This window comes from Martelella alba (assembly GCF_006516955.1).
GTDB classification, from domain to species: domain Bacteria; phylum Pseudomonadota; class Alphaproteobacteria; order Rhizobiales; family Rhizobiaceae; genus Martelella; species Martelella alba.
This window is the reverse complement of record NZ_VHLG01000001.1, coordinates 196,279-208,870: the sequence shown is the minus strand read 5'-3', so window position 1 is coordinate 208,870 and position 12,592 is coordinate 196,279. Positions and strand designations below refer to the sequence as shown.

The window sequence follows — 12,592 nt, the reverse complement described above, 5'->3', positions numbered from 1 at the left end:
AAGTGTCTGAATGAAACCATCGCGAGGCGCGGCGCTTTGCCTTATGTCAGAGAAGAACAAATCGAGGGCAGGGCGAGACCATGCAGCAATATCTGGACCTTCTTCAACATGTGCTGGACAAGGGCAGCGACCGCGGTGACAGAACCGGAACGGGAACACGCTCGGTTTTCGGCTACCAGATGCGCTTTGACCTGGCTGTCGGATTTCCGGTTCTCACCACCAAGAAGCTGCATCTGCGCTCGATCATTCACGAATTGCTGTGGTTCCTCAAAGGCGATACCAATATTGCCTATCTGAAGGAAAACGGTGTTTCGATCTGGGATGAGTGGGCCGATGAAAATGGCGATCTCGGTCCCGTCTATGGCGCGCAATGGCGCTCCTGGCCAGCGCCTGATGGACGCCGGATCGACCAGATCGCCAATCTCGTCGAGCAGATCCGCACCAATCCGGCCAGCAGGCGGCATATCGTCTCAGCCTGGAATCCGGCCGAGGTTGACGACATGGCGCTGCCGCCCTGCCACTGCCTGTTCCAGTTCTATGTGGCGGATGGCAGATTGTCCTGCCAGCTCTATCAGCGTTCCGCCGATATCTTCCTCGGCGTTCCGTTCAATATCGCTTCCTATGCGCTTTTGACGATGATGATAGCCCAGGTGTGCGGGCTGAAGCCCGGCGATTTCGTGCACACACTTGGTGATGCACATCTCTACAGCAATCACTTCGAACAGGCTAAACTGCAGCTCACCCGCAAACCGGGAGCGCTGCCGACCATGCGGATCAACCCGGATGTGGATGATCTCTTCGCATTCACCTTTGATGATTTCATGCTCGAAAACTATGTCGCCGCCCCGTCGATCAAGGCGCCTATCGCGGTGTGAGATCCTCTTTCAAGGAAACGGAAATGGCCAAAATTGACATTGTCTGTTTTGCAGCAATTGCCCGTAACGGCATGATTGGAAAAGATAATCAGATGCCATGGCACCTGAGTTCCGATTTTGCCCGGTTCAAGCGACTGACCATGGGCAAGCCGCAGATCATGGGGCGCAAGACGTTTGAATCGATCGGGCGCCCGCTTCCTGGCCGCACCAATATCATCGTCACCCGCAATCTTGAATTCGGCTTTCCCGGCTGTCTGACCGCGACAACGCTTGAAGATGCCATCGCGCTTGCCCGGGCCGATGCCGAAGCGAAAGATATTGGCGAGATCTGTATTCAGGGCGGCGGCGAAATTTATCGACAGGCGATCCCGCTTGCCGACAAGCTCTATATTACTCACGTCGAAACGCTGGTTGAAGGCGATACCTGTTTTCCGCCGATTGATCCGGCGATATGGCTTCCACTTGAAGAAGAGAGATTGCCGGCCGGGCCAAAGGACGACTTTGCCACTCGCTTTGTCGTCTATGGACGCCGTCTTTGAGCGGATTTCCCGGAAAATTCTGACGCTTTTGTAACGCTCGCGTTGAAAGGCCTCACGCGCATACCTATAACGGTGCAGACGCGATTATGCGTCAAATGGGTCGCTGTCATGCAGGCGCGATCCGAGAGGGTTCTTTTTTTAGAGGTGTGAATGCCCTGGAGCAATCAGAATGGCGGCGGTCCCTGGGGAGGTGGCGGCGGCGACAATCCCGGTCCCTGGGGACAGGGACCAAATCGTCCCCGTGGCAATGGCGGCGGCAACGGCAATGGTGGACCTCCGGACATCGAGGACTTCTTCAAGCGCGGTCAGGACCAGTTCAAGGGCATGTTCCCTGGCGGGTTCGGTATCGGCATTGTCGCGGTCATCATCGTGATTGTCGCGGCCTTCTGGGTCCTTCAGAGCACCTATACGGTCCAGCCGGATCAGCGCGGCGTTGAACTGCGCTTCGGCAAGCCGAAACAGGAAGTGCAGATGCCGGGCCTGCATTTCATGATCTGGCCAATTGAATCCGTCGAGCTGGTGAACATCACCGAACAGCAGGTCAATATTGGAACGGGCAACTCGGCGCGGTCCGGTATCATGCTGACGGGTGACCAGAACATCGTCGATATCTCCTTCTCCGTCTTCTACACGGTTACCAATCCGCAGAATTATCTCTTTGACGTCGAGGCACCGGTGCAAACGCTGCAGCAGGTTGCCGAAAGCGCCATGCGTGAAGTGGTGAGCCGTCGTCCGGCAGACGATGTCTTCCGTGATGACCGTGAAGGCATTCTCTCCGACGTCAAGGCGATCGTTCAGGACACGATGGATCGCTACGGTGCGGGCCTGACGATCACGGCCGTCACCGTTCAGGATGCATCTCCGCCGAAGGAAGTCGCGGACGCCTTCGATGAGGTTCAGCGCGCTGAACAGGACGAAGATCGCTACATGGAAGAGGCGAACCAGTACGCCAACAAGGAACTGGGTGCCGCACGCGGCGAGGCGGCCAAGATTCGCGAAGATGCGGCTGCCTACAAGGATCGCGTCACCAAGGAAGCCGAAGGTGAGGCCCAGCGGTTCTCGTCGATTTATGACAGCTACAAGACCGCGCCGGATGTCACGCGCAAGCGTCTCTATCTGGAGACCATGCAGGACGCTCTGTCGCACAGCAATAACGTCATTGTTGACGATAACGGAACCGGCGTCGTGCCCTATCTTCCGCTTGACCAGATCAACAAGGCGGCAACGCAGAATACGACACGGCCAACAACGTCCACGACAACGCAGTCACTGACACAGGGAGCGGCGAACTGATGAACTCGAATCGTATTTTCGTCATCCTTGCAGCCTTCATTGCTGTTGCTCTTCTGATCTATGGCTCGATCTTCGTGGTCAATCCGCGTCAGCAGGCCCTGGTGATCCGCTTCGGGCAGATCACCGCCGTAAAGCAGGAGCCAGGCATCTATTTCAAGCTGCCCTTCTCCTTTGCCGGAGCGGACGAGGTTCAGTATTTGTCCAACCAGGATCTGCGTTTCGATCTGACCGATATCCGCGTTCAGGTCTCGGGCGGCAAATTCTATGATGTGGACGCTTTCGTGATCTACCAGATCAGCGATCCGAGCCGTTTCCGTCAGACGGTATCCGGTGACCGCACGATTGCCGAATCGCGTCTGAGAACCCGCCTCGATTCGTCTCTGCGTCGTGTTTATGGTCTCAGGGATTTCCAGGCGGCACTTTCGACCGAACGTGGCTCGATGATGAAGGAAGTCGGCGATCAATTGCGGCCTGACGCAGAATCGCTCGGTGTCGATATCGTCGATGTGCGCATTCTGCGCACTGATCTGACCCAGGAAGTCTCCGAGCAGACCTATGCCCGCATGAAGGCCGAACGTCTGGCACAGGCGGAAGCCACACGGGCAAGGGGCCGCGAAAAGGCCGAAACCCGCAAGGCTGTCGCGGATCGTCAGGTCGTCGAAATCCGCTCCGAAGCCAACAAGGAATCGGAAATCCTGCGTGGTGAAGGCGATGCCGAGCGGAACCGCGTTCTCGGTGAAGCCTACAGCAAGGATCCATCCTTCTTCGACTTCTACCGTTCGATGCAGGCCTATCAGGGTGCCTTCAACGGGAACTCGACCATGGTTCTGTCGCCCAGTTCCGAATTCTTCGACTATTTCGGAACGAGCGACGGCAAAGACGCCAAGCCCGCAGCGGCCGCTAAACCTGCCGCCGCGAAAGCAGGAGCCGGCAACTGATGCCGCTTCGTGATATTGTGATCGGACTGGCGTTCTTTCTGGTCATCGAGGGGCTGGTCTATGCACTGGCCCCTTCACTCGTTAAGGCGATGGCACGCCATATTCCCGAGATCGACGAAGGTTATCTGCGTATTCTGGGTGTGGTTGCTGTCGCCGGCGGTGTCGGTCTGGTGTGGCTGGTTCACACAAGTTTGACGGGGTTCTGACCACAGCGACCGGATCGGGCAGGAAAGCTTCGGGCTTGCCATGCTAGTCTCTTGCCAAAGGTCACACCAAGTGTCGTAGCCGGCGTTCATCCTGTCCGATGCGCCACTCCAATGCCCGGTTCGGGAGGTTTGAACGGTGAAGTCCATGTTGCTCCGTCATCACCAGCGCCTGTTATGCGCCGGTTTTGCAGCCCTGCTGGCGGCCACTGCGCCGCTCACCTCTCTGGCGGCGGCCAACCCGCGGCCAGAAAGCCTTGCCGATGTCTCGGTTGCCGATCTTTCGGAGAAACTGCTTGATGCAGTGGTGAATATCTCGATTTCTCAACAAGACGACAGTGCCGCAGACGAAAGTGATCCTGATACCACTCCGCGTCCCAAAGTGCCGGAAGGTCAGCCCTTTTCGGATCTGTTCAAGGATTATTTCGACAATCATGATGGGGAACGCCAGAAGAACCCTATTTCATCGCTTGGTTCCGGTTTTATCATCGATCCGTCGGGCATTATTGTTACCAATAATCACGTCATTGATGGCGCCACCTCCATTGAGGTGACGCTTGCCGATGGAACCTCGATGCCGGCAACGCTTCTTGGTGTCGACAAGGAAACCGATCTGGCTGTGCTGAAAGTGGAGCCGGAGAAACGATTGAAAGCGGTTTCCTTCGGCGATTCGCGCAAGGTGAGGATCGGACAATGGGTGCTGGCCATCGGCAACCCCTTTGGCCTTGGCGGTTCGGTCACGCTCGGCATCGTCTCGGCGCGCGGGCGGACGCTGGACGGCCCCTATGACAATTTCATTCAAACGGACGCTGCAATCAACAAGGGCAATTCCGGTGGCCCGCTATTCGATATGGATGGCAATGTCATTGGCATCAACACCGCCATCCTGTCGCCTTCAGGCGGATCGATTGGCATCGGTTTTGCCGTTCCAAGCGAACTTGCCGAAAAGGTCGTGCGGCAGCTGATCGATTATGGCCATACCCGTCGTGGCTGGCTGGGGCTTAGGGTCATGGCAGTCAGCGAGGATCTTGCCAAATCGCTTGGTGATGATGATCCCGATGGTGTGGTGATTGCCAGCCTGATTGAAGGTGGTCCCGCTGAAAACGGCCCACTCAGGCCCGGCGACATCATTCTGCGCTATGACGGGCAGAATGTTGAGGGGGTGAAGGATCTTCCGCGCTTTGTCGCAGAAAGCATTCCCGGGGAAAATGTGCCGATCGAGATCATGCGCGAGGGGAAACGCATGACGGTGCGCATGGCACCGGCGCTGGTCGCCGGTGGCAGCAGTGATGAGATGCCTGCAGCTGACGAGGCCGAAAGCGATAAGGATGCGGCTCCGGACGGACAAATCATGCCGGAGCAGACAGCACCTGAGACCGGCGCGCCGGACCCGGTATCCGCCGCCTATGGCATGACAATGGGGCTGCTCGATGATAATGGCCGGGCCGTTCATGCCATCGATCCCTCGGTGGAAGGCGTTTTGGTTACGGCTGTCGAACCAGACTCGGAAGCAGCGAAAGAGGGGATCCTGCCGGGCATGGTGATATCGGAAGTCGGCCAGCAGGCCGTCGATACGCCGAAAGAGGTGACGGAGCGGCTGACGCAGTTGGTGTCAGAAGGGCGTCGCAGCGTATCGGTGATGGTTGCCTCGCCCGATGGCACGCTGAAAGTCGTCAGCCTCGTTCTGGAATAGCCCGACCCAGCCAATCTTCGCGCATGATGCGGTATAGCACATGGCGTTTCAGCTGCGGATGGCTGTCCGGCACGGCCGGATGGTTGAAGTCGGCATCAAGATCGCGCCACATGCCAAGACGCTCCATCACGGCGGTGGAGCGATGATTGCTGGCAACGGCAAAGGCGACAATCTGCTGCTGCGCATATGTGTCGAAGCCCAGCGCAAGCAGTGCCCTGGCGGCCTCGCTTGCATAGCCCTTGCCCCAGTAGCGGGCGGCAAGCCGCCAGCCAATCTCATAGGTTCCCTCAGGCTTTACCGGGACTGAATAGCGGTCATTCAGACCGCAAAAGCCGATCGGCGCGCTGAGTTCTTTCAGCTCGAGTGCGAAAAAGCCAAGGCCGGTATTGCTGATCTTGTCGCGCACCTGATCGAAGATCGCATCGGATTCGGCGCGGCTGCGCCGCATGGGAAAAAATTCCATGACGCGATCGTCAGAATTGATCTCAAAATAGAGATCGCGGTCACGGTCGCGCCAGTTACGGATGATCAGGCGGTCGGTTTCGGCAATCAGCATTTTTCACCCTCAAACGGCGGCGAAATCGTCCCGCCGGTAGCCCTGAATATATAGAAGCGCGGTCAGGTCACCGTGATCGACGCGCATTTCGGCCTGCGCGGCAACGGTGGGCTTGGCATGCAGCGCGACCCCGGCGCCGGCTAGCTGGATCATGCCGAGATCATTGGCACCGTCGCCGACGACCATGACGTCCTCCAGGCCGATACCACGCTTTTTCGCGACATCATAAAGCGCTTCAACCTTGGCCTGTTTGCCAAGAATTGGCTCGGCGACCGTACCGGTCAGCAAACCATCCTGCTCGTTGAGAATATTGGCGCGGTTTTCGTCGAAGCCGATCATGGCACCGATGCGGCTGGTGAAGACGGTGAAGCCGCCAGACACGAGCGCGCTGTAGCCGCCATTGGCTTTCATGGTCGCGATCAGTTCGCGCCCGCCCGGCGTCAGGGTGATACGTTTGGCAATAATCTCGTCAACGATCGAGATCGGCAGGCCCTTCAAGAGGCCGACGCGTTCGCGCACGGCCGGCTCGAATTCAATCTCGCCATTCATGGCGCGCGCAGTGATCGCTGCGACCTTTTCCTTCAGCCCGACTTCGGCCGCCAGTTCATCAATGCATTCCTGACCGATCATGGTCGAATCCATATCGGCAAGCAGTGCCTTCTTGCGGCGGGTTTCATCCTGTTGAATGACGATATCAACCGCTGCGCCCGCAAGCACCCGTTCAATGGCAGAGCGATCCGGGCTGGCGGAGAAGAAGAGATCGGCCGCAACGCCTTCGGCAAGCCAGGCGGTCTTTTCCGCACCAGAGGCAGCCGCCGCTGCTTTCACCAGCGCTACGCTCAAAATCGGGTTTGACGGATTGGTGATGAGCGTGGCAACGAGAGCCATGGATATTTCCTTAAACGACAGTTTTGATGCCTATCTGATAACGGGACCGACGGCGGGCGGCAAGTCTGCCCTTGCGCTCGATATTGCAGCGCGTGTTGATGGTGTCATCATTAATGCCGACAGCATGCAGGTTTACGACACGCTGGATGTGCTGACGGCCCGGCCGCCAGCCGCTGACCGCGCCGTCCGGCCTCATAAACTTTATGGCCATGTTCCGGCCCCAGCTGATTATTCCACCGGCCGCTGGCTGGATGATGTCTTCGAAGTGATGAAGCAACTGGATGGGAAAAAACCGGTCTTCGTCGGTGGGACGGGGCTCTATTTCAAGGCGCTGACGGAAGGCATCGCGGTTATGCCAGCGATCGATCCGGCGGTGCGCGCCCATTATCGCGGCCTGCAGCAGGCAGGCGGAGCCAGCGCGCTGCATGCCGAGCTTGAGGCAAGAGATCCGGCTGTGGCGGCAAAGCTCGGGCCTGGCGATGCGCAGCGGATCGTGCGGGCGCTGGAGGTTCTTGAAAGCACCGGCCGCTCCATTGCGGCGTTTCAGGCGGAAAATTCAGTTCCGCTTGTCGATGCGGCACAGGCGCAGAAGATTGTCGTTCTGCCAGAGCGCGCCGCACTGCATCAGCGTATCAACAGCCGTTTCGAGGCCATGCTTGATCAGGGCGCCGTCGAGGAGGTGAGGGCGCTGATGGCGCTCGACCTCGCCCCGACGCAACCGCTGATGAAAGCAATCGGCGTGCGCGAAATTGCCGCCATGCTGGACGGGAAGATGACCCGTGAAGAGGTCATTGAGAAGGCCAGTGCGGCAACCCGGCAATATGCCAAGCGTCAGATGACCTGGTTTCGCAACCAGATGGGCACGGATTGGGCACGTTTCGATCCGCTATCCGGGGCGGCAAACTGACATTTGCTTAATAATATTTCACGCCAGGGCGCATTTGGCTATTTTTCTTGCAGGCATTGTTGACGGGGCAGCGTTTAGAGGGTATCAGGCTTTCATGATTATCAAGGCACTTCTTATTGTGGTGGGATCGCGCATGGGCAGGACGGTGTAACCGTTCGGCAGTAGCCTCCCATGCGCGACAAACGGCTCCCTCAAGGGGGCTTTTTTTATGCCCGAAAACAACCGGAAACATCCATTCAACGGACCATCGAGACGGAAATGAAGCGATGACTGCTAAGGAAAACATGATGACGGGCGCGGAGATCGTCCTCCAGGCGCTGAAAGAGAACGGGGTAGAGCACATCTTCGGATATCCGGGTGGCGCTGTGCTTCCGATCTATGACGAAATCTTCCAGCAGGACGATATCCAGCACGTGCTCGTGCGTCATGAACAGGGCGCCGGCCATGCGGCCGAAGGCTATGCCCGCTCCACCGGCAAGGTCGGCGTCATGCTGGTCACCTCCGGTCCAGGCGCGACCAATGCGGTAACGCCGCTGCAGGATGCGCTGATGGATTCGATCCCGATTGTCTGCCTCTCCGGCCAGGTTCCAACCTCGCTGATCGGCTCTGATGCCTTTCAGGAATGCGATACGGTTGGCATCACACGCCCCTGCACCAAATATAACTGGCTGGTCAAGGATGTGAACGAGCTGGCAAGTGTCATTCATGAGGCGTTCCGCATTGCCAGAACCGGACGGCCTGGCCCGGTCGTTGTTGATATCCCGAAGGATGTGCAGTTCGCAACGGGGCGCTATACGCCGCTTGCCGACCACCCGATCCGTGAAAGTTACCAGCCGCGTGTTTCCGGCGATGCCGCAGCCATTCAGGCAGCCGTTGAACTGATGGCCAATGCCAAACACCCGGTTCTCTACACGGGCGGCGGCGTCATCAATTCCGGTCCTGATGCGGTTCGCCTTCTGCGCGAACTGGTCGAGATCACCGATTTTCCGATCACCTCGACGCTGATGGGACTGGGGTCCTATCCAGCATCGGGCAAGAACTGGCTCGGCATGCTGGGCATGCATGGTTCCTATCAGGCTAATCTGGCCATGCATGAATGCGATGTGATGGTCTGTATCGGTGCGCGGTTTGACGACCGCATTACCGGCCGGGTTGACGCGTTCGCACCCAATTCGAAGAAGATCCATATCGATATTGACCCGTCCTCGATCAACAAGAACATCCGCGTTGATATTCCGATCCTCGGCGATGTCGCCCATGTTCTGGAGGAGATGGTTCGTCTGTGGCGGGCGCTGCCCAAGGAGCCGGCGCTGCCGTCACTAAAGAACTGGTGGAGTGATATCGAACGCTGGCGCGCGCGCAACTGTTTTGCCTATACGCCGAGCAAGGATGTCATCATGCCGCAATATGCGCTGGAGCGGCTGAATGCGCATATGCAGGGCCGGGACTTCTATATCACAACGGAAGTCGGCCAGCATCAGATGTGGGCGGCGCAGTTCATCGATTTTGAAGAGCCCAACCACTGGATGACTTCTGGCGGCCTCGGCACGATGGGCTATGGCCTGCCGGCAGCGCTCGGCGTTCAAATCGCCCATCCCGAAAGCCTCGTGATCGATATTGCCGGCGACGCGTCGATCCAGATGTGCATTCAGGAAATGTCGGCCGCCGTTCAGCACAATGCGCCGGTCAAGATCTTCATCCTGAACAATCAGTATATGGGCATGGTGCGCCAGTGGCAGCAGCTTCTGCATGGCAACCGGCTGTCGCATTCCTATACCGAGGCAATGCCGGACTTCGTCAAGCTGGCGGAAGCCTATGGCGGCGAGGGGATCTATTGCGACGATCCCGCCGATCTCGACGAGGCGATCATCCGCATGATCGAAAGCCCGAAGCCGGTGATTTTCGATTGCCGTGTCGCCAATCTTGCCAATTGCTTCCCGATGATCCCGTCGGGCAAGGCGCATAATGAAATGCTGTTGCCGGATGAAGCCAGCGACGAGGCCGTTGCCACGGCCATCGACGCCAAGGGCCGCCAGCTGGTTTGATGAAAGGGTAAGACAATGAACGCCAAGCTACAGCCGACCGGTTCGGCCTATTTCATCAGCCGGCAACACACGATCGCCGAGCGCCACACGCTTTCCATCCTCGTTGCCAACGAGCCGGGTGTTCTTGCCCGGGTTATCGGTCTCTTCTCCGGTCGCGGCTACAACATCGAAAGCCTCACCGTTTCGGAAACCGAGCATGAGGCACATCTGTCGCGCATCACCATTGTCACCAAGGGAACGCCGGAAGTCCTGGAGCAGATCAAGGCGCAGCTCGACCGTCTTGTTCCCGTGCACAAGGTCGTCGACCTGTCCGTGCGGGCCCGTGAACTCGGCCAGGACGGACCGGTTGAACGCGAGGTCGCGCTGATCAAGATCGCCGGTCGAGGCGAGCAGCGCGCCGAGGCTCTTAGACTAGCGGACGCTTTCAATGCCAAGGTCGTTGATGCTACAGTAGAGCACTTCATGTTCGAACTGACGGGCAAGGTGTCGAAAGTGGATCAGTTCATCGCGGTCTTGCGGCCGCTTGGACTGGTTGAGATCTGCAGAACCGGACCCGCTTCGATGAATCGCGGCTCGCAGGGAATGTGAATATTGATGCAGCGTCCTTTTCCAGGGAGGGGAGATGACGCAGGAAATACTTCTGGCCCTGATAGGGCTGGCTCTGGCGGCCTATCTGCCGCCGGGGCCTGATAATCTTTATGTGATGTCTCTGGCTGAAAAAGGCCGGAGACGCGCAATTATGCCCTCCATCTCAGGGCTTGTGTTCGGGCAGATAAGCTTGCAGATTTGGGCAGCCTGTCTGACCGGTGCGGTTATGTTTGCAATGCCGCACTTGAATCTCTTTTTGCGCGGCGTCGGTCTGCTGATTTTCATCTTCATGGCCATCTCGCTCTGGCGGTCGCTGCCGGCTGATCGCGTGCTTTTCGTCACAGAGGGGCGCTATTTTTCCGAAACGCTGATGCTGCAATGGATCAGTCCGCGGCAATGGTTCACGGCGCTGGCGCTGTTTCTGCTCTATACCAATGAGGCCCGGTTTTTATTGTGGTTTCCAGTGGCCATCGCCATCTGTGCTGCCGTCCGTCTGATCGCCAGCCTCGCCTGGTTGCTGATGGGGCGGCAGATGCAGGCCGTCTGCAACAGGGCGCATTGTTCCAAGCTGGCGCGCACCGCGCCCGTCCTTCTTCTTGTCGCAACTCAGGTTCCGCTCTGGCTGTTCTGGTAGCGCCACAGCGCCGCGTTATGCGCATGCTGCACTGCACGCAAAATGCGTAAGGCAGCTATGCGGACTTGGCGGTTGTCAGCTTTCAAACCGCTTGCTTACTACGAAAGACCAATAGTTTAATCCGGCCCGCCTGGCCGCAGTTACCGAGGTCTTTCCATGGCACTGAGTCTCATTCTGGCGCTGATCGGCTTTGCCTTTGCTGCCGTGATCACGCCAGGGCCGAATAATATGATGCTGCTGGCATCCGGTGCCAATTTCGGTTTCAGACGCAGTTTGCCCCATATGAGCGGCGTAATTTTCGGTTCGATGGTGCTGCAGACCGCTGTCGGCGCCGGGCTTGGTATCCTGATTACATCCTTTCCACCGCTGCTCAATGCCCTGAAAATCGTCGGTGGCGCCTATCTCATCTATCTGGCCTGGCGGCTGGCGACACGGCGGACGATTGCCGCAACGGACGCCACCGGCTCGCCGATGACATTTACCCAGGCGGCGGCCTTTCAATGGGTAAACCCGAAGGGCTGGGTTTCGGCGCTGGCAGCCATGGCTGCATTTACAAGTGAGGGTCCCTATGCGGTGATGGCCGTCCTCGTCGTTCTGTCCTTTGCGGCCATGTCGACCATCAGCCTGTCTGTGTGGACCGGTTTCGGTACGGCACTGCGCCAATATCTGCAGCGCCCGCGCTATCTGCGCGGTTTCAACCTGTCGATGGCGACGTTACTGATGCTCAGCCTCTGGCCGATGCTGAAATAACAAGCGCAGCGCATCACAAGCATGTTGAGGTCGACGAAGGTCAGGCATAGTTTTTTTGCGCCCCTTTGGAGACCGATATGCCGCTGGAAACATTCTTAGCCTTGTCTGGATTTGCGATCGCAGCCTCGCTGTCGCCTGGGCCGAACAATATGATGGTCTTCGCATCGGGTGTGAATTTCGGCTATGTTCGATCGTTGCCGCATATTTGCGGCATCGCCGCCGGATTTGCATTTCTTCTTGCCTGCGTCGGTGCAGGTCTCGGAGCGCTGTTGACGGCTTTTCCGGCGCTCTTTGTGGCGACGAAATTCGCCGGTGGAGCCTATCTTGTCTGGATTGCCTGGAAAATTGCGACGACGCGCAGCATGGGCGAAGGGAGAGCCGACATCGACGGCAGGCCTCTGACCTTCTTGCAGGCTGCCGCCTTTCAATGGGTCAATCCCAAAGCCTGGATCATGGGCATGACGGCGATGGCACTCTATACGAGCCCGTCCGCTTATGTTTCCAGCGTTGCCATGGTTGCGGGCTTTTTTGGTTTCGTCTCACTGTTTTCCGTGTCTGTGTGGGCTGGCTTTGGTTCGGCATTGAGCCAGTGGCTCGCCCATCCGACACGTCTGAAGATCTTCAATATCGCCATGGCTATCCTGCTTGTCGCCAGTCTCTGGCCGATGTTGCGCTGATCGCCA

At 58.0% G+C, this 12,592-nt stretch carries 14 protein-coding genes; 12 read left to right on the top strand and 2 right to left on the bottom strand.

Features of this window, described 5'->3' with window-relative positions:
• Nucleotides 1–80 precede the first annotated feature (80 nt).
• From FJU08_RS00980 to FJU08_RS00955, 6 genes are all read left to right on the top strand, one after another.
• Nucleotides 81–875 carry a thymidylate synthase gene (locus FJU08_RS00980; protein WP_141147107.1) on the top strand — a complete coding sequence of 265 codons (795 nt, stop codon included), beginning with the start codon at nucleotides 81–83 and terminating at the stop codon, nucleotides 873–875.
• A gap of 23 nt (nucleotides 876–898) precedes the next feature.
• Nucleotides 899–1,414 carry a dihydrofolate reductase gene (locus FJU08_RS00975; RefSeq protein WP_141147106.1) on the top strand — a complete coding sequence of 172 codons (516 nt, stop codon included), beginning with the start codon at nucleotides 899–901 and terminating at the stop codon, nucleotides 1,412–1,414.
• 150 nt (nucleotides 1,415–1,564) lie between these two features.
• A complete protein-coding gene (gene hflK, locus FJU08_RS00970; RefSeq protein WP_141147105.1) occupies nucleotides 1,565–2,707 on the top strand; it encodes an FtsH protease activity modulator HflK in 1,143 nt (380 codons plus the stop codon).
• Nucleotides 2,707–3,645, top strand: a complete 939-nt coding sequence (hflC, locus tag FJU08_RS00965; protein WP_141147104.1) for a protease modulator HflC — start codon at nucleotides 2,707–2,709, stop codon at nucleotides 3,643–3,645. Before hflK ends, hflC begins: the two co-directional genes overlap by 1 nt.
• Nucleotides 3,645–3,851 (top strand): DUF2065 domain-containing protein, encoded by a 207-nt coding sequence (locus FJU08_RS00960; RefSeq protein WP_141147103.1) that lies wholly within the window; start codon nucleotides 3,645–3,647, stop codon nucleotides 3,849–3,851. Before hflC ends, FJU08_RS00960 begins: the two co-directional genes overlap by 1 nt.
• Nucleotides 3,852–3,996: 145 nt before the next feature.
• Nucleotides 3,997–5,541, top strand: coding sequence for a Do family serine endopeptidase (locus tag FJU08_RS00955; protein WP_141147102.1), 1,545 nt, complete (start codon nucleotides 3,997–3,999; stop codon nucleotides 5,539–5,541).
• Here the strand turns inward: FJU08_RS00955 and FJU08_RS00950 are convergent.
• Together FJU08_RS00950 and serB are read right to left on the bottom strand one after the other, a co-directional pair.
• Entirely contained in the window at nucleotides 5,522–6,097 is a 576-nt protein-coding gene (locus FJU08_RS00950) for a GNAT family N-acetyltransferase (RefSeq protein WP_141147101.1), read from the bottom strand. The genes FJU08_RS00955 and FJU08_RS00950 overlap by 20 nt on opposite strands.
• Nucleotides 6,098–6,106: 9 nt before the next feature.
• Entirely contained in the window at nucleotides 6,107–6,985 is an 879-nt protein-coding gene (serB, locus tag FJU08_RS00945; protein ID WP_141147100.1) for a phosphoserine phosphatase SerB, read from the bottom strand.
• Here serB and miaA point away from each other — a divergent pair.
• The 6 genes from miaA to FJU08_RS00915 all read left to right on the top strand — a co-directional run bounded on the left by miaA (nucleotide 6,984) and on the right by FJU08_RS00915 (nucleotide 12,586).
• A complete protein-coding gene (miaA, locus tag FJU08_RS00940) occupies nucleotides 6,984–7,892 on the top strand; it encodes a tRNA (adenosine(37)-N6)-dimethylallyltransferase MiaA (RefSeq protein WP_141147099.1) in 909 nt (302 codons plus the stop codon). The genes serB and miaA overlap by 2 nt on opposite strands.
• A gap of 266 nt (nucleotides 7,893–8,158) precedes the next feature.
• Nucleotides 8,159–9,937, top strand: a complete 1,779-nt coding sequence (locus FJU08_RS00935) for an acetolactate synthase 3 large subunit (protein WP_141147098.1) — start codon at nucleotides 8,159–8,161, stop codon at nucleotides 9,935–9,937.
• A 15-nt stretch (nucleotides 9,938–9,952) separates the two neighbouring features.
• Nucleotides 9,953–10,525, top strand: a complete 573-nt coding sequence (gene ilvN, locus FJU08_RS00930) for an acetolactate synthase small subunit (RefSeq protein ID WP_141147097.1) — start codon at nucleotides 9,953–9,955, stop codon at nucleotides 10,523–10,525.
• A gap of 34 nt (nucleotides 10,526–10,559) precedes the next feature.
• On the top strand, nucleotides 10,560–11,159 hold the full coding sequence (locus FJU08_RS00925) for a hypothetical protein (RefSeq protein ID WP_141147096.1): 600 nt from the start codon (nucleotides 10,560–10,562) through the stop codon (nucleotides 11,157–11,159).
• A gap of 156 nt (nucleotides 11,160–11,315) precedes the next feature.
• Nucleotides 11,316–11,909 (top strand): LysE family translocator, encoded by a 594-nt coding sequence (locus FJU08_RS00920; RefSeq protein WP_141147095.1) that lies wholly within the window; start codon nucleotides 11,316–11,318, stop codon nucleotides 11,907–11,909.
• Nucleotides 11,910–11,986: 77 nt separating this feature from the next.
• Nucleotides 11,987–12,586: a LysE family translocator gene (locus FJU08_RS00915; protein ID WP_141147094.1), complete on the top strand. Its 600-nt coding sequence runs from the start codon at nucleotides 11,987–11,989 to the stop codon at nucleotides 12,584–12,586.
• Nucleotides 12,587–12,592: the final 6 nt, after the last annotated feature.